Raw genomic sequence first — 25,293 nt, forward strand, 5'->3', positions numbered from 1 at the left:
ACCCGTCCAAGTCCCTAAATGAGGGGCAATCATTGATTACAACTGAAAAATTATTTACAAATGCAAATACATTTCATATTGCTCGAGCTCATTTCGATTGAATCCATGCTTAGATACAAAACCTTCTAGATAATGATTATTCGCAAAAGAAACCGATACTCGCTCTGGCTGCTTCTCTCTTATCATGGTCATAAGCATATCGGCAGCAATCCCCTGATTTCGATATTCAACATCAACATAGAGAAAACTAACCTTGCCACTATCATTCATACATAAACTTGCAATGACCTTATCGTCTTTATAAGCTGTGACATAGTTATTGGTGTCAGACAACCTCATGTAATCCAAATCATTCTGCCAATTGATATGCGGGATGCGCCAATTATGCACATGCCGCTCAAAACATTCGAACGGAATTGGCTTAATTTCATGCCCCTCAAGATTTCTGCCCAGCATACTAGCTGGATGATTCAAGGTAAAATAGCTAAGATCGTATACTTTGGAGTAGCCTTTCTTTTTATAGAATTGAATCGCTCTGTCATTCCCAACAATGACTTCAAGGAACAGCTGCCCACAACCGCACTCCACTGCTCTAGCCTTGTGTAGCTCGAACAATTTTGAGCTCACTCCGATTCCACGATAATCAGGATGGATTGCAAGTGCTCCACAGCGCATCGTTAGTATGCCTTCATATCTCTTCAATCCGCCTAGTATCAGTCCGACTGGGCGTTCCCCATCCATCGCAATATAGGAATTCTCCAACTGGTTGCCTTCAACGCCAAAGAAACGAGTCTTGAACATCTCCTCGGAGATTTCCATATTCACGATATAATCAGAAAAGCCAACTGTAAACGCTTCATAAATGTTTGAAATATCTACTTCTGAACATGCAAGATACTTTACCATTTGCCATCATCCTCCAGTTCATTCCTCTCGGGACATATCTTACTCCACACAAAGAAAAGAAATCAACCAAAAGGTTGATTTCAAGGTAGCTCAATCTAACTTAGCTCAATGTAAAGTTGCAGGGGCAGACCTCTGCTGCCTCGCAGAGATGGAGGCGGGATTGGTATGCTTAAGTATGAAGGCAATTTGCCCTGCATGAAGACTGGTATGATACAACAGGCGTCCAACCGCTTGTAGCGGTGTGATCGTTCCCATTGGCGACTTCACCGGAACATGCCATGCTTGTTCGGGCAGCGTACACATCGCTTGACGAATATGATGTTGCGAATGTTGAATCAATTGCAGCATGTCAAGTATGCTTGTATATCGATTCGGATCGCCTGACGGCCCTCGACTCGTTCGAATTTCCATATCCGCAGGCAACTCTTGGCCAAAGTACCACTCTGTGAATAAATATTCCACCTCTGCATTGTGTCTAATCATGTAGCCAATTGTGGCACTTCCCACTCCATAACTCAATTCATCATCAGTCAGTTCCTGCACCATCTGATAGAACCGTTCTTGGATTGTATCCCATATGACCGATACCGTATCGTACGTCATTCCTTCATCTCCCTCCTAGGTTGTTGGTTCAGACTGTTGATGCCCATCTCTTGCAACATGATCGAAGCGCAATGCTTCCAAATCAATATCGTAGGCTTGGCCAAACCCAGCAACATATCGTCCTTCTGTAGGTGTCAGTTCAAACAATGAGAAATCAAGTCCTCTTAGCATCTGAATTAGACTTGATCCAAACGACGCTTCAAACTCAGCAAATATGTCCTCATTCGCCTCATTGTCCAGCTTCGCCGCTTGACATGCGAAGCGAGCACGTTGTCTAGCGAACATGTTTCCGGTCTTGGACTCATCTTCAATCATGAGAACATCTACACACGGATTATGCTCAAGATACCGATAATGCTGGGCACTTTTACTCAAATAAATATACAGCTTGCCATCCTTCCGCACATAGGGAGCGTATGAGCCAAACGGAGAGCCATCTTCGGCAATTGTGCTGAGCACTACAGATTGAACACTATCAATAAAATTCATATATTTTTGTTTCATTTTGTCATTATCCTGTTGCTTCATTCCCATTCCTCGCTTCCTTATTCCATTTATTCAACACATGTATTCGTGGATGTTCTCGATCCGGTAAATACTGAATATCTGTATCTACCCCATATACACTGCGAATCAACTCTGATGTAAATACCGTACCCGGGGTCCCACAAATGCGGATTCCCCCGCTCTGAATAACACATACTCGGTCACTGTAGGCACTGGCATGGTTCAAGTCATGCAGCACCATAATGACAGTTAGATTCAGATCACGATTTAGTTTGCGAACCAATTCCAAAACCTCAAGCTGATGCGCGATATCGAGAAAAGTCGTTGGTTCATCCAACAACAGCACTTTCGGCCGCTGGGCCAGCGCCATTGCAATCCATGCGCGCTGCGCCTCTCCACCTGACAAGGATACAACCGTTCTCTCCTTATAGGAGGTCATCCCCGTTAGCTCCATTGCCCAGCAGATAATCTCCTTGTCCTCATCATTCATCCGTTCATACCATTTCTTATGGGGCATTCGCCCATATCCAACCAGCTCTTCTACAGTCATATCCGACGGGCTTGAATTGGATTGGCACAACATGCACATGATCTGCGACAACTGTTTCGAACTGAACTGCTGCAATTCCTCATTCGCAATACAAATTCGCCCACTATCACAGGGAATTAATCGAGTAATTGCCTTCAGAACAGTAGACTTGCCCGACCCGTTAGGGCCGATGATCGTAAGCACCTCGCCTTCATTCACATCAAGCGAGAAATCGTGCACAATCTGCTTGTTCCCATAACGAATATTCAGTGATGACAGATGCAGCATCGGTCAGGCATCCCCTTTCCGCATCAAATATAAGAAGTATGGCCCTCCTACCATGGCCATGACAATTCCTGCGGGAATCTCTACAGGACTAAAGATTGTCCGACCAATGGTATCAGCGATGAGAAGCACCATTGAACCAAGAACAAGACTAAGAGGAAGACGATAACGATAGTCAGAGCCGATTAGTATTCTAGCAATGTGCGGCACAAGCAGGCCTACAAACCCAACAAGTCCGACCGTGGACACGGATATCGCTGCTAGATAGACCGCAATAAAAGAAAGCAGGATTCGAATATGTGTCAGATTAAGGCCTAAATTGTGTGCCACCTGCTCGCCCAATCGCAAAATATTCGCATGTCGTATACATAGCAGTGCTGCTGCCCATCCTATCAACGAATACGGAAGAATGACGAGTACATCCGCCATGCTGGTACTGGATAAACTCCCGTTCAACCATTGCAGAGCTGCAGGAAGCCTGTCGCTATACAAGATGGAGAGCAGTCCAATCATTCCTCCAAATACTGCATTCACAGCTACCCCAGACAAAATGATGCGCACAGGTGTTAAACCGAAGTGCTTTTTCCATGCGAGTCCATAAACCATAAGCGCTGCAATACTGCCTCCAACAATTGCCGCGAGCGGAACCATCGAATAATACCCAGGAATAACAAGCATAATGAACAGTACCGTTACTGCCGCACCACTTGATACTCCGGTGAGTCCTGGATCTGCAAGCGGATTAAGCACCACTGCCTGCATGAGTGCGCCTGAGGCGGCCAGATTAGCACCAATACATAACGCCATCAGCACCCTCGGAATGCGAATATCCCACAATATCGTATTGGCGACATCATTCCCGTATCCGAGTACAGCATCTAGCGTTTCCTTCATACTGAACTGCACGCTCCCAATCCCAATAGAGAGCAGCGTCAGAATGGCAAGCAGAGCAACAGCTAGAAGCAGCAGGATATATTTATGTCGTGACGTACTCTTCTTCACTCCGCAAGAACCCCTTATTCACCAAATAGAATGTGTGCCATATCTTTATAGGCTGCAGGCGCCTTGACTATAGACGCAATACCGTACAATTTGGAATCAAGAGCCTTCAATTTTCCTTTTTTAAAGGCATTCATTTTTTCCCAAGCGCCATTCTTCTTCACGTCATCCTCAAATTTCTTGGCAACCGCATTCGGATCGCCGTGCGCGACCAGCAAGATGGCATCAGGATTTGCAGCTATCACACTCTCCATATTGAGCGGTACATAGTCCTCTGACTTCTTCATGACGTCAGACAATACATTTGTAGCACCCAAATTGCGAGCAATACTTCCGGCGAATGTATTGTCATTCATTAGCATTAAGGCTTCAGCTGAACCAAACAGAATCATTACCTTTGGTGCAGGCTTGCCCTTCACGGAATCAAGTACCGTCTGCTCCTCATGCTGAATCTTCTCCAGATAAGCATTTGCCCTGGCTTCTCGGCCGAACACACGTCCTAGTACAGTCGTTGATAATTTCAACTGTTCTAACGAATCTGCCGGCAAATAAGCCGTAGGCAATGACGCTGGCTTCAACTTCTTCTCAATGCTGTCTTTAATAGACATTGGGCTTACGATTACATCTGGCTGCAGTTTAGCGATTTGCTCGAGATCAGGCTGGTGTGAAGAACCTACACGGGGGACGTTATCAAATGCTTCTGGCAGTTTATTGCTTGACTTAGGGACACCAGCTGGCGTTACCCCGATTTCGTTCAAAATCTCTGTAATGGAGACTGATAATGTCACTATCTTCTCTGGCTGCTTCGTCCCGAATTGCTTCAAGAGCTTCTCTACTTCTGGGTCTTCTTCCGGCTTCTTATCAACATGATTTGGCGAGTCTTGACCTGAATTTGTTGTCGACGCAGCCGTAGGTATCGAACCTGCCTCCTTCGACTCCCCCTTCGCATTCCCGCAAGCGGCAAGCACGACGATCATGAGTGCGATGACCCCATATTTAATTACTTTCATTGATTATGTAAGCCTCCTTATTACCTTATGTATGAGAATGATTATCAATATTATGATAACGATTCTCATTATATAGATATTGATTCTCATTATCAATGATATTTTTAATCTGATTCTCATTTGATTATCATAAAGCTCGATATTTGCTGTAGTGGTGCGGGATTCACGGATCGAAGGAAGATTATGGACGCAAAAAGATATGCTATGCTGATTGCGAGTCAACTAGTCGGCTATCACATTTGTTTATCCATAAGGAGGATTACAACATGAACAACATCATGGCAACACGAATGGGAAAAACTCTACTCAGCATCGGAATATGCGCAACGCTCGCCTTGTCGGGTAGCATTGTTAGTGACGCTGCAGTCATGAAGGTGGAAGCAGCATCCTCTACTTCCGTAGCAAATAAAGTGATTCAAACAGGCAAGAAATATATGGGAATCCCTTATGTATTTGGTGCAAAATCAGGAAGAACGAGTGCTTTCGATTGCTCTTCCTTTACACAATATATCTTCAAAAAGCATGGGATTAAACTACCACGCTCTTCCAGAGAGCAATCGCGAGTGGGTACGAAAGTCTCTAAGAGTCAATTGAAGGCGGGAGACCTTATCTTCTCTGACACGAATCGTGATGGCATCATCAATCACGTATCGGTATATATGGGCAATAACAAGGTCATCCACACGTATAAGAAAGGTGTAGGAGTGACGATTTCCAACTTTAAAGGCAGCGCGTGGGACAAGACCTTTAAAACAGCACGTCGTGTGATTAAATAAGCGTGAATTGGACGAGCACTTCCTAACATTCAGTTGTTAAGTAAAAGAAATTATTGAAGCAGAATAAATAGAGGAGCCCGTATCATTCGGATATGAGCTCTTCTTCTTTTTACCCTTCCGAGGAATGAATAAGGATAACGAAGAATATATTGTCCTCTCCAACTTCTCCCCCTGACCTATTTACTGCAGTTTCCACTCCTCATTATCGGTTCGATATATGTTATATCCGATCGGATCACACTGCAGCAGCAGCGCTTATGAACTAGTGGTGATATGTCGGTGCATAGAACGATTATTTATTGTACAATATAAGAAACTCTACCTGACGTATGGGCAAACCTAACCGATGAACGAATGCTTCTAGATTGGTTCAATACGGTTTGAACGCCTAGGCTCATGTGAACGCGTCAAGTTCTGTTTCTATTATGACCTCATTCTTAGATACGTTGCGTATACGAAGTGTCGAGGTCATCCATCCCACACATAGGAAGGAGAAACATCAATGAACAAGGAACAAGTGGAACGAATTCATACGGGAGAGGGTTTTATTGCAGCATTGGATCAGAGTGGCGGTAGCACGCCGAAGGCTCTGCTGCAATATGGGGTTACAGAAGATCGTTACTCCAATGACGAGGAAATGTTCGAGCAGGTTCACGAGATGCGCACACGCATAATTACGAGCACAGCATTTGATTCGAAGTACATATTGGGGGCCATCTTATTTGAGAATACGATGGATCGGACGATCGATGGACAGTTTACCGCAGATTATTTGTGGGAAAAGAAAGGCATCGTACCTTTTTTGAAGGTGGACAAAGGATTGGCTGATCTTGAACAGGGTGTTCAACTGATGAAGCCTATGCCTGATCTGAACGACCTACTGAAGCGTGCAGTCAAGAAGCATATTTTCGGCACGAAGATGCGCTCAGTCATTAAGGAAGCGAACGCAGAAGGAATACGTAAAGTAGTCGAACAGCAATTCGAAGTCGGCATGCAGATTTGGTCTATGGGTCTTGTCCCAATTATTGAACCTGAAGTCGACATCTATAGCAAGGACAAGCAGCAATCAGAACAACTATTGAAGGATGAGCTTCTGAAGCAATTGAATGCGCTTGGCGAAGACGTAAGAGTCATGCTGAAGCTGTCCATCCCTACTGTCGATAATTTCTATCGTGAATTGATTGAAGATCCGCATGTGCTCCGCGTTGTAGCCTTGTCAGGCGGATACGATCAAGATGAGGCGAATGAAAGACTGGCTCGCAATCATGGACTCATTGCCAGCTTCTCACGCGCCTTGTCGGTAGGATTAACAGCGCAGCAGACAGCTGAGGAATTCGATGAGACTCTGTCCCGCTCTATTCATTCCATCTACGAAGCCTCCATTAGCTAACACAAATGCTTGCATGACGGACATCTCAATTAGCAGTGGACAGTCATGTGTGTAAATATGAAAGGAACTCCCGTGAATGCAGCCATTCACGGGAGTTTTTTGTTTACTTAACCCTTAACTATCCCGCCGGTACAAGATGAGATCCGATATATAGACGCAAGGATTGTTCGTATTCCATTCACTTAGTAGATTGAGTGGTACCTTCTAATGAACACAGCTGATTACTTGTTAGAAAGGCTTCAATCGTAGGACTCACCGTTCGATAGACCAGACTGATGGGACGACTTGTCGCCTGCTTCAATGGTCTGATCGCGATCTGCTCATTGGACTGAAACAACAGCTTTGGCCCAATGGTAACACCGATCTCTTGGGATACCATATTCATAATCGTGTTACAATGCAGGACTTCCATCAGCACATTTGGCGTCACCCCATGATTGGACAGACACTCCATCACCTGTGAATGATAGGACGCCAGAGGCATGATGAAATCGACACCCTCAAGCTGCGAGATATCGATTGTGTCCAGCTGTGCAAGTGGGTGCTTCGGCGACATACCGATGACAAGCTCATCTTCAAGAATGAATACTTGATGCAGATCTTGGTTCTGTCCCGCATTCATCATAAATCCAATATCCACAGTTCCCTTTCGAATCCATTCTTGAACTTCTTCATACGTTCCCTCAAATAAAATCACTTTCACACGCGGATGATGTTTTTTGATTTGTGCAATCATCGGTGGCAGCAATTGTGACGCTGCACTTGTAAAAGCACCAATTCTAAGCAAACCTTCAAGCTGGTTGTTCTCTAGCGATACTTCCTCGCGAATAATTGCTTCGCTGCGCAGAATTTGCATCATATGCGGAATAAGACGATCTGCTAACACCGTCGTACTAATCTTAGCTTGCTTGCCTCGATTCAGCAGCGCATGACCAAGCTCCTTCTCCAAACTCGCAATCGCATGGCTAACCGCAGACTGAGTCATATTCAACTGCTCAGCAGCCTTCGTGAAATTCCCCTGCTCCACTACCTTCATGAACACTTCATAGCGCGCCAATGTCATGAGTTATCCTCATACCTTTCATGCCAAACATTAATTTCACTAATATAAGTATACTCGATACAATACATTCAGAACAGATGCTTGCTCTTACAGCGATCCATGTGTTTCATGCATATTATCATAAGGTTGGTGATCATCTTGAGAAACATTACACTTCTACTATTCGGCATGTTCGCCTTAGGTGCTGATGCCTATGTGATGGCCGGAATACTCCCCCTTATCGCAGGAGACTTCAACATTTCTATTGGTGCAGCTGGACAATCAGTCAGTACGTTCACCCTATGCTATGCCATCGCAGCTCCATTCTTTGCAGCTATCTTAAGTCGAGCAAATACGAAACATATTTTACTTGCTGCATTATCGCTCTTTACATTGGCCAATATCATGACTGCGATTACGCATCATTTTGGCGTATTGCTAATATCTAGGGGAATAGCTGGAATCGGAGCGGGGTTATATTCGCCATTGGCATCCTCTGCGGCCGTTCATCTTGCTCCTGAAGGGCAGCGAGGTCGAGCCTTAAGTTTGATCTTGTTTGGCATGAGTGCTGGAACGGTAATCGGCGTGCCGTTAGGGATTTATATTTCTTCCTTGTATAATTGGCGATTGACAATGTGGTTTATTGTAATTGTCGGTCTCTTGGGCATAATGGCACTAGCGAGTCAGTTTCCTACAATTCAGAGCAATAGCTTGCCGACGTTGAGCGATAGATTGTCGCTGTTCCAAAATAAGCAAATCACGCTCGTAATGCTTGTTACGGCGATTTTAAGCTTTTGCAGCCTAGGATTATATACGTATTTGGATCGAATCATCGCCGCATTCGAATATGAGCAATCGATTTGGTTCATTTGGATGTGGGGGCTGGGCGGAATCGCCGGAAGCTTCTTGATTGGCTCAATTATGGATCGATATAAGCGTCCGCGAACGATTATGCTTATTCTGATCATCCTGCTAATGATGTCCATGATGCTCATGGGTAGTGTTCATCAAAACGCAGCAAGTCTCGCATTCTTGCTCATACTGTGGGGTGCAGCGGGTTGGGCATCCATAGCTGCCCAGCAGAAAACACTTGTTGAAATCAGCCCAAGCCACGCGACAATCTCTATCGCACTGCTTAGCTCAATGAACTATTTGGCGGGATCTGTCGGTACAATGACCTTCGGTGCCTTGCTTGAGCGGAATGCAGATCCTGCCAATCTCCCCTATCTCGCAGGAATGGTTCTCGTCGCTGGATTCTTGCTTCAATGCTTCTTCATGCACAAGGCACGTACCAGTAGAATCCGCACATCAACATAAGGCGCTTACTACAAAAAAAGGATGGACTTCATAATGAAGCCCATCCTTCTTTCTATCATTCCGATAAATTGCGTACATTCGCTTCGTGATGCGGTTTGTCCACAATACGGCTTTTGCTGTCCTTGTCCTGAACCGGAACAATGCCGAATGCAATCCATGACCACGAAGTAACACGCGAAATCATATATACGATGAACCAAGAACCAATGAAGGCAAATATCCAGCCGCCTGCAATATACAGTGCATACTCGAGCATATTTCCCTTAATCCCTATTTTCCGATAAATAAAGAGCAGGAACGGATGCAGCAAATATATGCCGAATGAGCATGCTCCGATGGAAGTCACCCAGGAAGATACTTTTCTTCCACAACGGTAAAATAGAACAAATGAGATTTGAATCAAAATGATGCACGACAATAAGGAATGAATATACCAAACGAGCTCATACCACAAGGTGTTGACGAATATCTTGCCAACATTCGCGCGATAAAACATGTATGCATGATAGATTCCAAGCCCAATCCACACACTCCATAAGACGACCCAGCCTGCGATTTGCTTATATCCCTTCGACAAGTGAACAAGCCAATTCCGGATCGATTCGTAATGCATAGCGATCCATGCCCCGAATATGAAGTATGACAGATAGGAGATTGCCAGATTCCCTCTTGGGATTTGCCAACCATACTTATTAACAATGATAAATCCCCATTGGAGCAGTGCAGCTGCCAGGAACATGAGCGGCACAGTCCGACGCATCTTTTGGAATACAGCCAGCAATAACGGAAACAATATATAAAACTGAACCATAATAATTATGTAATAGAGGTGCGTATACGCCCTGCCGCCGAACAGAGCTTTTATAAAGTCATATGCCACCGCCCACGATAGATCGAATAACATGTCGCTGCGATAGAGCTTCAATAAATAATAGAAGGCGGAAAAAACAAGGTATGGTACTAATATGTACAGTAATCGTTTCCGGTAAAACTGTCGTATCGTTCCTCCGCTTAACGGCTTGTCCGCATAATTATAAAACAATACGAACCCACTTAAAAAAATAAAAACGGGTACGGCAAATTTACTAAAGGTATTTATCAATAAGTAAAGCGGGTATGCCCGACTGCCGATTGTCGCTGCCAGCGCTTCCGATGTCGCATGGATCGCCAGCACCGCCATGATAGCAAGTGCCCGATATGCATCGAGCTCTTGTATTCGTTCTCTCTTTGTCACGTATTTACAACTCCTCATTTGAGTTTTCTTATCATACGAAAAGTGCTCCTCACCATATCTAACAATCGAAAAGCCAAAAATGTGACATTGACAAAAAAATTTTTTATATAAAAATTGTAGCACAAAAAAAGACCGAGTGCGGGAACATTTCGTCCCTGCTCTCGATCTTCTTCTGAACATTTACTTTTGCTGCTTGGTTTCCCGCGACCTATCCAATATCTCTTGTCCCTTGATTTGAAGCTCAGCAACCGCCTCATCCAGTGTTTTCTCTTTTTCAATCACAGAATTTAATGCATCCGACAGTAAAGCATCAAATTCGGAATGGAATCCTGCCGGAATACTCTTTTTATCAGACACTCCACTGACTTGCATTGGCTTTAACAGATAGAACGCATCCGTTTCCCGCCCTCTAAAATCCTTGAAATAGTCTGACCGCGTGGGGAGCGTATCGTTCATTGCCTTCCCAGCGACCTGTGCCATTTCCGGCCCGTTCACGAACTTGACGAATTCCCAAGCCGCCCGCTTGTTGGGAGAATCTACAGATATGGCATAGATCTCCGACAATTTCACGTAAGCCGATTCATCGGGCTTAGCAGGATTAACAGGCGCGGCTGCAACGCCCCAGTCGATCTCCGGTGTCTTCGAGTAGTAGGGAATATCCCGCAAGAAGGAAGCAAACCACGGCGCTTGAATCGTCATTGCAGCTTGACCCATGTAGAACATCTCGTTAGATCGGCTGTACTGCTTCAAGTAGTCTCTATGTTTCTCATAGTCGGCGTCATCGTATCCATCAAGCTGTTCGCCTTCCTTCATTGGAGGAGGAGCATAAGCCGCATGATTGCGGACTGCATCTGCCGTCATCTTCATCGCTTCTTTCCAACCATCCGAATCGATCAACAGCTTGCCTGACTTCGCGTCAACTAGCTTAAGTGCCGATGCAGCAGCGATATCATACATCAAACTTGCTGGCCCTTTCGTTTGATACAAACCAAACACTTGCTTCTTTCCTGATTCAACGCTCGCAAATCTCTCTGCCAGATCAAGAAGCTCCTTCCACGTCATTTTCCCGTTTGGCGGCTCAATTTGATACTTCTTGAACAAATTGCGATTATAATAGATGACGTTTGTCTCAAAGGATGGAGTAAGCCCGTATAGCTTTCCGTTCCCTTTTGCCCGCAGCCTATCAATAAGTCCAGGCATGAATCCGTCCAGCTTGTATTGATCCTGGCTAATAGCCGGTTCAATGTCATACAACTTTCCTTCTTGAGCGAAGGCCTCAAACATGCTTTCATTCAAAAACAGCACGTCCGGCTTGTATTTATCGAGCAGCTTTTTCTTTTCCTCTGTCAAATTGAATGCCTCGTTTTTTTCTGCTTCGTCAAATAATTCTGCTTCACTGATAACCTCAATGTCGATATCAGGGTTCATCATTTTAAAGAAGTTCCCATAATCACTATAAAATCGATCTTCATCTTGATAGACGACCCTGATTTTCCCCTTGCCGTCCTTTAATGGCGCAAGCTCTGATCGTTCTCCAAAGCAACCGCTTAAGAGTGATATGATCGTCAACAGCATAATGACGGTCTTTCCATTTTTCAACACGTACTACACGCTCCCTATTTTGCCTTGTCTTTGTTTGCAGATTCTCGTACTTTCATTAGCAATTCCTGTGCCTTCTCCTCAAGAGCAGCTGCTGCCTCATCAACTGTTTTCTCGTTCGCGACGACGGCATCCAGCTCCACACGCAGCAGCTTATCGAATGATGGGAAGAACTCGGATGGGATACGCTCATCTCTCTCAATGTTGTTCTCCGCCCTGATCTTTGGCGTATAGTACGGATCCGTACTTCTGCCCTTTATGTCCTTCATATAGCCGTTGCGCGAAGGAAGCTGGCCCTTCAGTGTACGAGAGCGGGCCTGCGCCATTTCCGGGCCATTTACGAACTTGACGAATTCCCAGGCTGCACGCTTGTTGGCTGAATCGGCTGCAACTGCATAGATGAATTCAAAGTCGATACTTGAAGAATCCATTGCAGGATCTATTGGCGCCGTAACTACACCCCAATCTTTCTTGTTATTGATAAGCTCCAGGGATGTGTAAGCATTGCTTATCATCATCGCAGCTTGATCATTATAAAAATAACTTTTTTGCGAATAAATCTGGCCTTCCGGATGGAAAAATACCGTTTTGCTACGCATCGCATCTGTTGTCTGCTTGATCGCTTTTTTCCAGCCCTCAGTGTTCAGAATCACCTTCTCTCCCTTCGGATCGAACAGTCTCAATCCAGAGGTATCGGCGATTCTGAACAAGAAGTAGCGTAAGCTTCCTATCCATTCGTAGTACCCGTGCACCTTACTCTCGCCGCTTCCGATATTGGCAAATCTTGCAGACAAATCAAGCACTTCCTGCCAGGTCATATTATTCTTCGGCGGTTCGATGTGATGCTCTTTGAACAATGCTGCGTTATAGTATAAAGCCTGTCGATCTATATAAGGAGCAAGCCCATATAACTTGCCGTTGCCTAAGCTTTTCATTCTATCGATGACCCCCGGCAAAAAGCCCTCCATATCATAGTCGTCCTGCCGGATTACATCCTCTAACTCATACAACATGCCATTTTTCGCAAATAACGGAAACATATCCGTGCCCATCCTTAATACGTCAGCACCGGAGTTTTCTAGCAGTTTCTTCATTTCCGCATCCCAATCTTCTCCATTAATCGAAGAGCCGAGATTTTTGAGTATCTGAGTCTGCGGAATGACTTCGACTTCAATTTCAGGATATTTCATATGAAAATACTTACCATAATCTCGGTAGAAGGCATCCTCATCCTGATAAAGCACCTTGATTTTGCTAGGCTGCAATGGCTCCAGCACTTCCTTCTTGCCCAAGCAACCGCTCATTAAGGAGACGATCGTCAACAGCAGAATTGCAACTTTCCATCTATGATGCATATTTTTCTAGCTCCTTTTTTTGATTAAACCTGTACGTAGTAGCGAACCCTTTGCTTCTTCTATTGTGAAATGTAAGCATAGATAGCTTGTGAAGCCTTTTTAAGGCTTCTTCTCCGCTGCTTCGCGCGCTTTTAGGAGTACCTCTTGCCCCTTGATCTCCAGCTCGGCTAACGCTTCGTCCACTGATTTCTTATTATCAATAACGGCTTGCATCTCTTCCTGCAGCGGCTTATCGAACAATCGGAAGAAGATATCTGGAACATGCTCATTCATCCATAACGTGTTCCCCTGCTTGACCTTCAGCAGATAGAATGCCTCCATGCTCTTGCCGTCGATCTCCTTTGCATAGCCAGTACGTGACGGGAGTGAACCGTTTATTGTTCTTGAACGAGATTGGGCCATTTCCTCCCCATTCACGAACTTGACGAATTCCCAGGCTGCACGCTTATTCGGCGAGTCGGCTGCAATTGCAGCGATTTCGAAAAGAGAAATTGATTGCGATGGCTCCGCAGGATCAATTGGCACCGTGACTGCGCCCCAATCTATCGGCTTTTCTCCCTCCACATAAGTAGGTCGCTGCTTCAATTCCATCATTACGAAAGCATTCGCAACCATCATTGCGGCTTTCCCTTCGAAAAAATAGCTTTTTTGCGTATACGTTTGACTCTCAGGATGGAAAAATACCGATTTATTGCGTACCGCACCCACTGCCAGCTTCATTGCATCTTTCCAGCCCTCTGAATTTAGAAGCACCTTCTCTCCCTTTGGATCGAACAGTCTTAAGCCGGATGTATCAGCGATTTGATACATCAGCCTGCCAGGATCTCCGAAGTATTCATACAAGCCGTACACCTTATTGCCGCCAGCACCGACATTAGAAAATCTCGCGGCTAAATCAAATAGTTCCTGCCAGGTCATGTTGTTCCTCGGTGATTCGATTTGATGCTCCTTAAATAAGGCCTTGTTATAATATAAAACCTCCCTGTTGAAGGATGGCGCCAGTCCGTACAGCTTCCCGTTGCCCAAACTTTTGATCTTGTCCAGCAATCCCGGCATAAATCCATCCACATCAAAGTCATCTTGGCGGATCGCGTCCTCCAAATCATACAGCTTGCCATCCTGGGCAAAGATCTTGAATACATAATCGTCCAGTAAAAATACATCCGCGCCCGAGTTCTCCAGCAGCTTCTTTTTTTCTACAAAATAGTCATCCGCATTAATGATTTTCCCAAGCTTTTTCAGCACCTGCATCTCGGGAATAACCTCGACCTCAATTTGCGGATATTTCATATGAAAATACTTCCCGTAATCGCGGTAGAAGGCGTCCTCATCCCGGTAGACCACCTTGATTTTGCTTGGCTGCAGCGGTTCCAGCACTTCCTTCTTGCCCAAGCAACCGCTCATTAAGGAAACGATCGTTAGCAGCAGGATCGTTATTTTCCATTTGTGATGCACGTTTTCTCACCCGTTTCCTTACTTATGACTTTCCTTTTGTTTTCTGCTTTGCTTCTTCTTGCAATTTGGATAATAGCTCCTGTCCCTTTATCTCCAAGGCGGCAGCCGCTTCATCTACTGACTTCTTGTGATCGATAACGGCCTGAAGCTCTTCCTCCAGCGTCTTATAGAACTTCCCGAAGAAAGGAAATGGGACATAGTCATTCATCCAGACGCTGTTGTGCTGAGTCTTCAGCATATAGAACGGTTCCATGCTCTTGCCCTTGAATTCCTTCAAATAACCGGTACGTGAAGGTAAATTACCAGTCATCGTCCGTGATCGGGCATGAGCCATTTCTGATCCGCTTGTAAACTTGACGAATTCCCAAGCAGCGCGCTTGTTGGTCGAATTCGCAGAAACCGCAAAAAGCGGATAAAAGGAAACATTCGTCGATTCCACCCCAGGCTCAATTGGGACAGTGACGACCTCCCAATCTACCGGCTCGTCCTCATTAAATCTAACGGCATATGTAGCAGGTGGGCCGAATATAGTCATCGCAGCCACACCATCATCAAAAAAGTCGCTTTTTGACGAATACATCTGATCTTCTGAACGGAAATAAACCGCATTGTTGCGTACAGCATCCACAGCCATTTTCATTGCTTTTTTCCATCCATCCGAATTGATAAGCACCTTCTTCCCCTTCGGATCGAAGAACTTTAAGCCGGAAGTATCGGCGATATCGAACATCAAATTGCCTGCATGGCCATTCGAAAAGTACAAGCCATGCACAGGACGGTTTCCATTTTTAACATTAGAAAATCTCGCTGCTAATTGCAGCACCTCTTCCCAGGTCATCTTGTTCGTCGGCGGATCAATTTGATTTTCCTTGAACAATTTTGTGTTATAGTACAGAGCTCCAATGCTTACTTGTGGAGCCAGCCCATACAGCTTCCCGTTGCCCAGGTTTTTGATCGAATCGATAAGTCCCGGCATAAACTCCTCGATATTATAGCCGTCCTGCCGGATGGCTTCCTCAAGATCATAAAGCTTCCCGTCGGTGGCGAACTGCTTGAACATTCCGCTGTCCAGCATATATACATCTGCGTCCGTTTTTTCGAGCAGCTTCTTTACTTCCGCCTCGTATTCATCCGCGCGGATCATTTTACCGAGATTTTTGAGCACCTGAACCTGTGGAATGACTTCGACTTCAATCTGCGGATATTTCATATTGAAGTACTTTCCGTAATCACGGTAAAATGCGTCTTCATCTTGGTAAATCACTTTGATCTTGCTTGGCTCAAGCGGTTGCAGCACTTCCTTCTTGCCGAAGCACCCGCCTATGAATGACATGATCAATACGAGTAGAATTGAAACTTTCCAAACTTTGTTCATATCTCTCCTTCTCCATCTCTGCTTTTTCCCCCGGGGTAGGAAACCGTTTTAGATTCACCCTCTCATGAGGCTTTCCTATATATAACAATCTGGATGATGTGAAATGTGACACATTGCGAAATTTACTAGTCAGAAAAGTATCCTTATCGGCGATCTGTGCACTTAACGCAAGTCAGCGGCACGTCATTCGGATGTTAATCGCAATAGGTACGCAATAAAAAAAATCCGTCAAAGTGTGAACTTTAACGGATTTTAGACATTCAGATTAGTTATTGTACAAATTTGGCATTCATATTGTAATTCTATTTTTAGACCAATAACGTCTATTGGCACAGCAATCATGCTGGGCCATCTGATAAAATATACACCGCGTTCTTATCGGCATCCAATGCTGCTCTCATTATCGTTTCTTTGCCTTTAACGAAACCGTAATCTTTATTTGTGTTGTCCCATTTCACTTCATATCCCGTAATATCGATATTGAATAATTCCTTGGCAAGCGGAGCGACCACTTCCTGTGCATCTTTTGCCGTAATCCTTTGGTCGGTCATTTCTTTTTTTCTTGTATGATGAAATACGTTCACAATCTTTCCCTTTATCGCATCCATCTCAAGAGATACTGCATTATCCTTAATTGACAACATATGATAATTTTCCCCGCTAGAAACAAGCAACGCCTCTGTTACATTCAAATCATGATCGAAAGCCGTTTTCATCGCTTTCGATGCCATTTCCTGCCATTTTGAATCGAGTTCTTTCTTGGCAAGCTTAATTGTAACCTCACTGACAAAATCTGTTCCACTCCTCCATACTGCCTGAAAACCTTTCCCTGTCAAAGCATACGCGAAATGATCTTTTAGTTTCTCCTTTTTTCCATCATAAGGCCGCATTAGAATCGCTTCTTTATCAAGGACGTATGTTTTCTTTGCGTATGCCTTTTTCAGTGCTTTCAGAACCTTCTCCTGAGTCTCTTTGCTGATTTTATCAAGTGGAACCGCTCCGTCTATCGACCATACTCCTCCTTTATCATTAAAGTAGACAGTGTACTTACCATCTACCGATGTAACCTTCGCCTCTGAACCGCCCAATGACTCGGCAACATTCTGCAGCTTAATCTCTTTTCCAGCAAATTGATTTACCGCTTTTTGCAATTTGACTGCCATCGTTTTGTCAATTTGAACCTTCTTATTATTCGTTTGCTCCTGCTCATGCGCTGCCTCTGCTCCTACAGGAATTGGGCCTGCCACTGTAACCAACATACTTGACACAATCATAGCCGCTAGAATTGTTTTGTTTACATTCATCTTATTTTCTCCTTAGTTTCATATGTAAACCTCCCTTTTATGCTAACATTGAGCATCTAATACTCAACTTAACATTCAATGAATAAAATTTAAGAATAAAATCAGAAATGAATTTTCACAATTCGTCATTTATTTGTTGTCTTTGCCGCGCAATCGTTTCTCTTGCGCTAGATCATGCGCGACCCGAAGCGCTTCTTGGCCCTTCGTCTGCAGTTCATTCACCGCCTCATCCACCGATTTCTTATTGTCAATGATGGATTGCAGCGCTTCGGACAACAATAGCCAGAAGGAACTGTTAAAGTCATCAGGGACATTCTTGTTGCCCCACAAAGCATCCAATGCGGACAGTTCCTTCAGCTTCAATGCATAGAATGCTTCCGTGCTTCTGCCGTCCAATTCCTTGAAATATTCCGGTCTGGAAGGAATGGTAGGGATCATGCCGACAGTCGTTCGAGCTGCCACCTTAGCCATTTCCGTGCCGTTTATAAATTTGACGAGTTCCCATGCGGCCTCCTTATTGCCGGAATCAGCTGCGATCGCATAAATTTCGTGAATGGTTATATTTCCGGTTTCATCGGGTGTCGCAGGATCGATCGGAGCTGTCACAACATCCCAATTGATTTTCTCGGCTTTCTTATTCCTTAAATGCGCCAAATCCCACGGCCTTCCCAGCTTCATTGCAGCCTTACCTGTGAAGAAGAGCCCTTTCTCCGGTTCAATGGGCTGCGGACCTTTATTAGCTGGTGGTATATACAGTGCCTTGCTTCGCACCGCATCCGTCGCCTGCTGGATGGCCACCTTCCAGCCCTCCGAGTTGATCAACAGCTGCTCTCCCTTCGTGTCGAACAGCCTCAAGCCTGTTGAGGAAGCAATTTCATACATCAGGCTGTCTGCTCCGCCATATTCTTGGGCTAGCGCATACAGATGCTTATCCGTACCGCCTGCATTCGATATGCTTGTCGCCAGTTCAAAAAATTCCCTCCAGCTCATTTGATTTCGAGGAGGTTCAATATTATGCTCCTTGAATATATCACGATTATAGTATAATACAGTGGTATCTATAGTGGGGGAGAGTCCATACAATGTCCCCTTGCCCATTGCTTTGAGCCTGTCGGTAAGACCTGGCATGAACCCTTCGATATCATAACGATCTCGCTTAATGACTCCATCAATTGCATACAGCTTCCCGCCTTGGGCAAATTCTTTGAACGATGTCTCATCCAGCAGCAATACATCGGGCTTATACTTGTCCAGCAGTTTCTGCGACTCTTTCTCAAAATCGAATTCAGGATCTCCGAACTTGGAGTACAACTCCGATTTACTCACTACTTCAACATCAATATCAGGTTGCTTCAGTTTGAACAATTGCCCATAATCTCGATAAAATGCCTCTTTATCCTGATAGACGACTCTAATTGTCCCTTTTACCTTATTGAAGGTCTCTACTTCCGATTCTCTACCAAAACAACCGCTTACTAATAACATGATGATGAGAAGCATTATCCCCATTTTCCAGCTAGTCCGCACTCGCAATTCCCTCTCTCCCTTGCTTCGTTATGTATATGGCTCTTCATATTCGGGAACCAGAATTGAGATTCCCTTACGATTTCTTCGCCGCCGTTTCACGCGCTTTTATTAATGCTTGCTGCCCCTTCATCTCCAGCTCTGCGAGGGCTTCATCTATCGTTTTCTGTTTATCAATGATCGCTTGCAATGCTTCTGCTAATAACGGGTCGAACAGGTCATAAAACCCGTGAGGAATGTTCTTGTCATCTAACAGTCCTTTTCCTTGTTTCGGCTTCAAGAGATAGAACGGTTCCGTGCTTCTGCCTTCTAAATCTTTAAAATAGCCTGTACGCGTAGGCAGCTTCCCGTTATTCCCCAGCGTCGCAACCTGAGCCATGTCCGTTCCATTTACGAATTGGATAAATTCCCATGCTGCCCGCTTATTTTCAGAATTTGCGGATATCGCATAAATTTCTGACAAATGCACATAGGCTGATTCATTCGGGCTGGCAGGATCGACCGGTGTCGTAACAATGCCCCAATCGATATTCGGCGTTTTTTCATACATCGGAACTTCTTTCAAACGAACAGAGAACCAGGACTCTTGAAATGTCATCGCGGCTTTTTCTTGATGAAAAGGCTCGTAATAGCAATCCATACGCTCATTGTTGGCGTCTTGCTCCGGGATGTATACGGACTTATTGCGGATCGCCTCCGTGGTCATTGTTACAGCTTCCTTCCAGCCCTCGGATTGAATAAGCAGTTTCTCTCCTTTGGCATCAACCAGTCGAAGCCCAGATCCAGCCGCAATATCATACACAAGCTTCTCGGGTTTCTCCGTTTGATACAGGCCATATGCCCCCTCTTTCGCGAATCTGCTGGCCAAGTCCAACAATTCTTTCCAGCTCATTTGATCTCGCGGCGGTTCGATATTGTATTGTTTGAACAGTCCACGATTGTAATACAACACAGGTGTTTCGAAATAAGGCGCCAATCCGAACAGCTTCCCGTTCCCCTTCTCTTTCAGCCTATCGATAAGCCCAGGCATGAATCCGTCAATATCATATTTATCCTGGTTGATGACCATATCGAGGTCATACAGCCTCCCATCCTGGGCAAAGGCTTCGAACATGCTCTCATTCAACAGCAATACATCAGGCTTATACTTCTCTATTACTCTCTTCTTTTCTTCATTTAATTCAAAGGAAGAATTCTGCTCGGATTGATCAAACAAATCATCCTGTGCGATGACTTCAACTTCAATATCCGGATATTTCATCAAAAATAAATTTCCATAATCCCGATTGAATGATTCCTCATCCTTATACACGATCTTAAGCTTCCCTTTGCCGTCTTTCAGCGGCGCCATTTCTGAATTTCCGCCAAAGCATCCACCCAATAGTGACGTGATTGTCAGCAATAGAAGTACTAGTTTATATTTTCTATGCATAATTCGCTCGCTTCCCCTTTTTATTGTCGTTCGTGACATGATGTATATGTGGAGTACGCTGCCTCATCGCTTCCTACCAACGATTCCTTATTTTCCGGTTTCGCTGCGTGCCTGCATCAGCACCCCTTGTCCTTTTTCCTCCAACACGGCGGCTGCTTCATCAATCGTTTTTCGATTCTCAATCACAGCCTGCATTTCTGCTCGCAGCGGCTCCACGAACAGGCGAAAAAAAGATTCCGGAACATGGTCATTCCCCCACTTTTGCGCTGTTTCCTTCACTTTTAGCATATAGAAGGCTTCTAGGCTTTTTCCGTCGTATTCCTTCAAAAATCCTGTCCGCGACGGCAATGTCCCGTTATATGTTTTGGAATTGGATTTCGCCATGTCTGCACCGTTTACGAACTTGACCAGCTCCCAAGCTGCCCTCTTATTGGAAGAAGCGGCTGATATGGCGAAGATTTCACGTGAAGATATATTCACGGACTCATCATTTGAATGGACGGGCATGGTTGCGATGCCCCAATTCATTTGGATACCGTTCTGCTTGAGCGACAGCATGAGATCTGGCGAACCAAATATCATGGCCGCTTCTTTGTTCATAAAGTGTTTGTTGCTGCCATTCGAATTTAGAATCACCGACCCGCTGCGGACTCCATCCGTGACGAGCTTCATGACGCTTTTCCAGCCGTCCGTATTGATGAGCACTTGTTCTGCCTTCTCGTCGAATAGCTGTAATCCAGAATCGAAGCCGATATTCAGTACCTCGCGTCCGGGATCGGAATAAGTTTCCTCCAAGCCGTACACGTGCTGGCCGCTACTTCCTGAACCCGCAAATCTTGCTGCCAGTTCCATTAGCTCTTGCCAGGTCATTTTATTTCTCGGCGGTTCAACCTGATATTCCTTGAACAGATCCGCATTGTAGTACAGAGCATGTACGATGACGCGCGGCACAAGACCGTACAGATCATCCTTGCCTAACGCTTTGAGCTTGTCGATAAGTCCAGGCATGAACCCATCCACATCGAAGTTATCTTGATGAATGGCTGTCTCCAAGTTATATAGCTTACCCTCCTCAACGAAGGCTTTGAACATCTCCTCATCTAACAGCAATACATCAGGACTGTATGTATTCAGGAACTTCCTTGTCGCTTCCTTATAATCAGTAACATGATTGAATTCGGTGATGAGCTTCGACTTGCTGATCACTTCCACATCAATTTGCGGAAATTGTAGTTTGAAGTATTTCCCGTAATCCTCATAGAATGATTCCTCATCGAGATAGACGACCTTGATTGTTCCTGCTTGAAGTGGCTCGAGTTCTTCTCTTGGTTCGCCGCAACTGCTCAGCAGGGATAAGATCGTCAGCATGAAAATCCCCGTTCTCCATACCCTTTTCATAGATATCCTCCTACTCTCCTTCTCGCATATTTATCGCAAAGAACAGACCCCGACGTTTACCAATAAGGGACTCATGTATTTACTTGGAAGTTAAATTACTTGTGTGCTCTTTATCACGTAATTGGCGTAATGCAGCTTGCCCCTTCTCCTTTAGTTCGGCAGCGGCTTGGTCTACTGTTTTCTTCCCGTCAATGACCGCTTGCAGTTCTTCCGACAAGATTGGTTCGAAAACGAGAAAGAAATCACGAGGTACATTCCGGTTGTCCCATATGCCGTCTTCCATCTGCGGCTTCAATTGATAGAACGGCTCTGTTACTGTTGAATCAAAATCATTCAGATTGCCCATGCGCGTCGGCGCGTAGTCATAAACAAAGCGTTGGAAGTATGTCCCCATTGTTTCCTTGCCATTGATGAATTTGACGAATTCCATCGCAGCCTGCTTGTTATCAGAATCTGCTGCTACTGCATACACATAGGGCAGCTTCATATTCGCCTCTGCCAACTTCGGATTGCCAGGCGGCGACAGGACGCCCCATTTTTTGTGTAATTTTCTCTTATCGTCCGGCTGCATCACATCTTCATGAATAAAGGATGGATCACCGATTAACATGGCAGAATCCCCATCTAAAAAAATCCCATCATGGGTCATGTTGCGCTCTTTTGGATGAACAAGCAGCGCGCGGCTTCTCACTGCTTCTGTCATTTTCTTTATGACATGCTTCCATCCGTCTGTATCGATCAGCAGCTTCTCCCCCTTCTCGTCGAACAAGCTCAGTCCGGAAGAAGAACCGATCTGGTACATCATCGCCGGAGCGGCGGAGTACGTATGATAAATGCCGTGAAAATCCCGCTTCCCCGAACCGGGATCGGAGATTTGTCCAGCCAGCTCTAGCACTTCATCCCATGTCATATTGCTTCGTGGAGGAGCAACGTGATGCTTCTCGAACAAGTCCTTATTGTAAAATAAGACCTGTCTATAGAAGTAGGGGGCTATTCCATACAGCTTCCCTTCCCCTCTGGTTTTCAATCGATCGATCAGACCTGGCATAAATTCATTTAGATGAAAACTTTCATCTTGCAGATCAGCCTCCATGTCATAGAGCTTCCCTTCCCGCGCGATATCCGAGAACAGGTTCTCGTCAACAACAATGACATCTGGCTTGTGTCTGTCTAGGAACTTTTTCTGCCCCTCGTAAAACTCATCGAGAGATTTTCCATTCTTGAACTTGGCAAATTCGTTCGTCTGGACAATAAATTCGATTTGATCCACTGGATAGTTCATCATTTTTATTTTGTCGATATCGACGTAGTACGCAGCTTCATCCTGATACAGCACCTTGATTTTGCTTGTCTGTATGGACTCGTCATGCTCTAGCGTCTTGCCGGCACATCCACTTATCAATGCGATTATCATAAGGAGTGTGATTGTGACTCTCGATTTCCCCATACTTGCTGCCTCTCCTTCCTCGCTCCTAAGACGCTATTCCTTTTCTAGCTCTATGGTGAACTCTAGCTCTTTCATATAATGTTTTTCGATTTTCCGGGCTTCTAAAGACTCATAATCATACAAAAAAGGCTTGATCGTAATCGACTTCGGTTTTTGCCGGAATGGCTCGAACATCAAGTCCAATCCATAATCATTCGACTCTTCGTACTTATTAGCTAATCCTCCAAGTCCCGCATGTATCAGTCCTTTCGCCTTGTTCCCCTGATCATCGAACACGTCTGCACTGAACAGCAGGTTATCGCGCAGTCCAAAGTCTTTTTTCGGACCTATAAATTTATCGGGAACATGCTGCATTTCTCCTATTCCTCTCAGCATCACTCGCGTCGTGATTGGGGTTAACTCCAATTTCTCAAGCGACAGGCTAAGACCGTCATAAGATTTCGTAATATTCTCTGTAAACTTAATATTTTTCGTATTCTTCTTCACCGGAATATTGAACATGAACACCTCCCGAACTCCCGATAATGATACATTCATGCGGATATTGAACTCATCAGGTAGCGGTTTCGGCACGCTGCGGAGATTTCCATTTCTCGTTACTGAAGGTTCACTCCTACTTACTGAAATACCCAAATCTGGGTCTCCAGGAATTTGGTACATGCTTAAACTTAAGTCGTATGTTATCTCCTCAAGTGAAGAGTCTAAGAAACGAATTCGACGAATTACTCCCCTATCATCCGTTAAAGAGGGACTGAACAGATAGGAAGACAGATTTTCGCCTTCACGCTCCCACGTAAAAGCCAAGCGGATGCCATCATAAACCATGTTTTTAATCCGAAGCGTTACCCCGTCATGGGTGATGGATTGATTGATTTTCGTAACCAGATTGTTATCAACCGCATAAGAAAGACCGTAATCGCCGGTTTGCTGGAACACGACGCCGATGAATGGCAGCTTGCTTAATGCATGTGCCATCGTTGATGAGACGAACCCGCTTCCAATCACACCACCGCCAATAACGGCTGCTAAGGAGGTAGCGATTACTGCTGGCTTCCAGATTGATTTCTTCTTCGCTGCCTTCTCTTCCCGAATTCGATTCATGATCCGATGGCTATATGTATAGACCGGCATTTCGGTATCGTGAATGATCTGTTCTAGCTGATTGATTTCTTGATCGGTCAGCTTAGTTCGGTTGGACCATTTCGCCATTCGCAAAGACCTCCTTATCATTATTCCGAAGCTTGGTACGCAGCCGCTCATATTTCTTGCGAATCGCAGCTGGATTACTGCTCATAATGTCCGCTATATCAGTAAAGCTATATTGCTCAACTGCTCGTAGCAGCAGAATATGCCTCTCCTCCACTGTCAATAGTTCAAGCATATTCTCAATGATTGCTGCATGATTGATAGGAACAGGATTAGGTGCAATCTCTCTACTGCGCAAGAGCAGCCGATACCATCGTTTTCTCTTCTTCAGTACATTCATGCTGTGGTTATATGCAATCTTATACAGCCAAGCCGAGAAATTCGTGTTCTGTATGTATTGATTCAGATTGCGGTAGGCCTGTAGGAAGATCTCCTGCAAAGCATCTTCTGCTTCTTCTCGATTCGTTAATAGATAATAGCAGTAGCTGTACATTTGCTTCTCGAAATGATGAATAAGGATTGCAAAAGCTTCATCATCTCCTTCCTGCACCTTCACAACAATTGCCTCAATAAATTGCTGCTTCTGTTGTCGTTCACCCGGGCTGGATAGTTCCACAGGTTCACCTCCCTTGATGCTCTCCAACCTCTATAACAACCGTA

22 protein-coding genes are annotated in these 25,293 nt (G+C 44.9%); 3 read left to right on the top strand and 19 right to left on the bottom strand.

Annotated features, from left to right (window positions below):
* Positions 1 to 54: 54 nt before the first annotated feature.
* The 6 genes from BP95_RS0103830 to BP95_RS0103855 form a co-directional block, all read right to left on the bottom strand.
* Positions 55 to 906 (bottom strand): GNAT family N-acetyltransferase, encoded by an 852-nt coding sequence (locus tag BP95_RS0103830; protein WP_021253560.1) that lies wholly within the window; start codon positions 904 to 906, stop codon positions 55 to 57.
* A 105-nt stretch (positions 907 to 1,011) separates the two neighbouring features.
* Entirely contained in the window at positions 1,012 to 1,509 is a 498-nt protein-coding gene (locus BP95_RS0103835) for a DinB family protein (RefSeq protein WP_021253561.1), read from the bottom strand.
* Between the two features lie 15 nt (positions 1,510 to 1,524).
* Positions 1,525 to 2,043: a HugZ family pyridoxamine 5'-phosphate oxidase gene (locus BP95_RS0103840; protein ID WP_021253562.1), complete on the bottom strand. Its 519-nt coding sequence runs from the start codon at positions 2,041 to 2,043 to the stop codon at positions 1,525 to 1,527.
* Positions 2,021 to 2,833: an ABC transporter ATP-binding protein gene (locus BP95_RS0103845; RefSeq protein WP_021253563.1), complete on the bottom strand. Its 813-nt coding sequence runs from the start codon at positions 2,831 to 2,833 to the stop codon at positions 2,021 to 2,023. The genes BP95_RS0103840 and BP95_RS0103845 overlap by 23 nt, the downstream gene beginning before the upstream one ends.
* 3 nt (positions 2,834 to 2,836) lie before the next feature.
* Complete coding sequence (locus BP95_RS0103850) at positions 2,837 to 3,832, bottom strand: FecCD family ABC transporter permease (RefSeq protein WP_021253564.1); 996 nt, start codon at positions 3,830 to 3,832, stop codon at positions 2,837 to 2,839.
* A gap of 14 nt (positions 3,833 to 3,846) precedes the next feature.
* Positions 3,847 to 4,839 carry a helical backbone metal receptor gene (locus BP95_RS0103855; RefSeq protein ID WP_021253565.1) on the bottom strand — a complete coding sequence of 331 codons (993 nt, stop codon included), beginning with the start codon at positions 4,837 to 4,839 and terminating at the stop codon, positions 3,847 to 3,849.
* Positions 4,840 to 5,105: 266 nt separating this feature from the next.
* Between BP95_RS0103855 and BP95_RS0103860 the strand changes: the two genes are divergently transcribed.
* Both BP95_RS0103860 and BP95_RS0103865 read left to right on the top strand, forming a co-directional pair.
* Positions 5,106 to 5,615 carry a C40 family peptidase gene (locus BP95_RS0103860; RefSeq protein WP_021253566.1) on the top strand — a complete coding sequence of 170 codons (510 nt, stop codon included), beginning with the start codon at positions 5,106 to 5,108 and terminating at the stop codon, positions 5,613 to 5,615.
* A 502-nt stretch (positions 5,616 to 6,117) separates the two neighbouring features.
* Entirely contained in the window at positions 6,118 to 7,005 is an 888-nt protein-coding gene (locus tag BP95_RS0103865) for a fructose bisphosphate aldolase (protein ID WP_021253567.1), read from the top strand.
* A 178-nt stretch (positions 7,006 to 7,183) separates the two neighbouring features.
* Here BP95_RS0103865 and BP95_RS0103870 read toward each other — a convergent pair whose 3' ends face one another.
* Positions 7,184 to 8,068 carry a LysR family transcriptional regulator gene (locus BP95_RS0103870; protein ID WP_028531448.1) on the bottom strand — a complete coding sequence of 295 codons (885 nt, stop codon included), beginning with the start codon at positions 8,066 to 8,068 and terminating at the stop codon, positions 7,184 to 7,186.
* A 138-nt stretch (positions 8,069 to 8,206) separates the two neighbouring features.
* On the opposite strand from BP95_RS0103870, the gene BP95_RS0103875 reads away from it, so the two are divergent.
* A complete protein-coding gene (locus BP95_RS0103875; protein ID WP_028531449.1) occupies positions 8,207 to 9,364 on the top strand; it encodes an MFS transporter in 1,158 nt (385 codons plus the stop codon).
* A gap of 55 nt (positions 9,365 to 9,419) precedes the next feature.
* Here the strand turns inward: BP95_RS0103875 and BP95_RS0103880 are convergent, their stop codons facing one another.
* From BP95_RS0103880 to BP95_RS0103935, 12 genes are all read right to left on the bottom strand, one after another.
* The gene (locus BP95_RS0103880; RefSeq protein ID WP_021253570.1) at positions 9,420 to 10,598 is read right to left on the bottom strand and encodes an acyltransferase; all 1,179 of its coding nucleotides are present in this window, start codon (positions 10,596 to 10,598) and stop codon (positions 9,420 to 9,422) included.
* Positions 10,599 to 10,778: 180 nt separating this feature from the next.
* Positions 10,779 to 12,200, bottom strand: coding sequence for an ABC transporter substrate-binding protein (locus tag BP95_RS0103885; RefSeq protein WP_028531450.1), 1,422 nt, complete (start codon positions 12,198 to 12,200; stop codon positions 10,779 to 10,781).
* A 14-nt stretch (positions 12,201 to 12,214) separates the two neighbouring features.
* Positions 12,215 to 13,552 (bottom strand): ABC transporter substrate-binding protein, encoded by a 1,338-nt coding sequence (locus BP95_RS0103890; RefSeq protein WP_028531451.1) that lies wholly within the window; start codon positions 13,550 to 13,552, stop codon positions 12,215 to 12,217.
* 99 nt (positions 13,553 to 13,651) lie between these two features.
* Entirely contained in the window at positions 13,652 to 15,007 is a 1,356-nt protein-coding gene (locus BP95_RS0103895) for an ABC transporter substrate-binding protein (protein WP_021253573.1), read from the bottom strand.
* Between the two features lie 22 nt (positions 15,008 to 15,029).
* On the bottom strand, positions 15,030 to 16,382 hold the full coding sequence (locus BP95_RS0103900; RefSeq protein ID WP_021253574.1) for an ABC transporter substrate-binding protein: 1,353 nt from the start codon (positions 16,380 to 16,382) through the stop codon (positions 15,030 to 15,032).
* Between the two features lie 338 nt (positions 16,383 to 16,720).
* A complete protein-coding gene (locus BP95_RS0103905; protein WP_028531452.1) occupies positions 16,721 to 17,686 on the bottom strand; it encodes a hypothetical protein in 966 nt (321 codons plus the stop codon).
* Between the two features lie 129 nt (positions 17,687 to 17,815).
* Positions 17,816 to 19,213 (bottom strand): ABC transporter substrate-binding protein, encoded by a 1,398-nt coding sequence (locus BP95_RS0103910; RefSeq protein WP_028531453.1) that lies wholly within the window; start codon positions 19,211 to 19,213, stop codon positions 17,816 to 17,818.
* A 73-nt stretch (positions 19,214 to 19,286) separates the two neighbouring features.
* Complete coding sequence (locus tag BP95_RS0103915; RefSeq protein WP_021253578.1) at positions 19,287 to 20,642, bottom strand: ABC transporter substrate-binding protein; 1,356 nt, start codon at positions 20,640 to 20,642, stop codon at positions 19,287 to 19,289.
* Between the two features lie 87 nt (positions 20,643 to 20,729).
* Positions 20,730 to 22,040: an ABC transporter substrate-binding protein gene (locus BP95_RS0103920; protein ID WP_021253579.1), complete on the bottom strand. Its 1,311-nt coding sequence runs from the start codon at positions 22,038 to 22,040 to the stop codon at positions 20,730 to 20,732.
* Positions 22,041 to 22,119: 79 nt separating this feature from the next.
* Complete coding sequence (locus tag BP95_RS0103925) at positions 22,120 to 23,487, bottom strand: ABC transporter substrate-binding protein (protein WP_021253580.1); 1,368 nt, start codon at positions 23,485 to 23,487, stop codon at positions 22,120 to 22,122.
* Positions 23,488 to 23,520: 33 nt separating this feature from the next.
* Positions 23,521 to 24,696 carry a DUF4179 domain-containing protein gene (locus BP95_RS0103930; protein WP_021253581.1) on the bottom strand — a complete coding sequence of 392 codons (1,176 nt, stop codon included), beginning with the start codon at positions 24,694 to 24,696 and terminating at the stop codon, positions 23,521 to 23,523.
* The gene (locus BP95_RS0103935; RefSeq protein WP_021253582.1) at positions 24,671 to 25,249 is read right to left on the bottom strand and encodes an RNA polymerase sigma factor; all 579 of its coding nucleotides are present in this window, start codon (positions 25,247 to 25,249) and stop codon (positions 24,671 to 24,673) included. Before BP95_RS0103935 ends, BP95_RS0103930 begins: the two co-directional genes overlap by 26 nt.
* Between the last annotated feature and the right edge of the window lie 44 nt (positions 25,250 to 25,293).

Source organism: Paenibacillus sp. UNC217MF (genome assembly GCF_000686865.1).
GTDB classification, from domain to species: domain Bacteria; phylum Bacillota; class Bacilli; order Paenibacillales; family Paenibacillaceae; genus Paenibacillus_B; species Paenibacillus_B suaedae.

Coding starts and splice junctions, on each gene's coding strand:
- BP95_RS0103900 (WP_021253574.1), bottom strand. CDS start 16,382: ATGAACAAAGTTTGGAAAGTTTCAATTCTACTCGTATTGATCATGTCA.
- BP95_RS0103830 (WP_021253560.1), bottom strand. CDS start 906: ATGGTAAAGTATCTTGCATGTTCAGAAGTAGATATTTCAAACATTTAT.
- BP95_RS0103840 (WP_021253562.1), bottom strand. CDS start 2,043: ATGGGAATGAAGCAACAGGATAATGACAAAATGAAACAAAAATATATG.
- BP95_RS0103890 (WP_028531451.1), bottom strand. CDS start 13,552: ATGCATCATAGATGGAAAGTTGCAATTCTGCTGTTGACGATCGTCTCC.
- BP95_RS0103925 (WP_021253580.1), bottom strand. CDS start 23,487: ATGGGGAAATCGAGAGTCACAATCACACTCCTTATGATAATCGCATTG.
- BP95_RS0103915 (WP_021253578.1), bottom strand. CDS start 20,642: ATGCATAGAAAATATAAACTAGTACTTCTATTGCTGACAATCACGTCA.
- BP95_RS0103860 (WP_021253566.1), top strand. CDS start 5,106: ATGAACAACATCATGGCAACACGAATGGGAAAAACTCTACTCAGCATC.
- BP95_RS0103845 (WP_021253563.1), bottom strand. CDS start 2,833: ATGCTGCATCTGTCATCACTGAATATTCGTTATGGGAACAAGCAGATT.
- BP95_RS0103870 (WP_028531448.1), bottom strand. CDS start 8,068: ATGACATTGGCGCGCTATGAAGTGTTCATGAAGGTAGTGGAGCAGGGG.
- BP95_RS0103865 (WP_021253567.1), top strand. CDS start 6,118: ATGAACAAGGAACAAGTGGAACGAATTCATACGGGAGAGGGTTTTATT.
- BP95_RS0103930 (WP_021253581.1), bottom strand. CDS start 24,696: ATGGCGAAATGGTCCAACCGAACTAAGCTGACCGATCAAGAAATCAAT.
- BP95_RS0103920 (WP_021253579.1), bottom strand. CDS start 22,040: ATGAAAAGGGTATGGAGAACGGGGATTTTCATGCTGACGATCTTATCC.
- BP95_RS0103835 (WP_021253561.1), bottom strand. CDS start 1,509: ATGACGTACGATACGGTATCGGTCATATGGGATACAATCCAAGAACGG.
- BP95_RS0103905 (WP_028531452.1), bottom strand. CDS start 17,686: ATGAATGTAAACAAAACAATTCTAGCGGCTATGATTGTGTCAAGTATG.
- BP95_RS0103855 (WP_021253565.1), bottom strand. CDS start 4,839: ATGAAAGTAATTAAATATGGGGTCATCGCACTCATGATCGTCGTGCTT.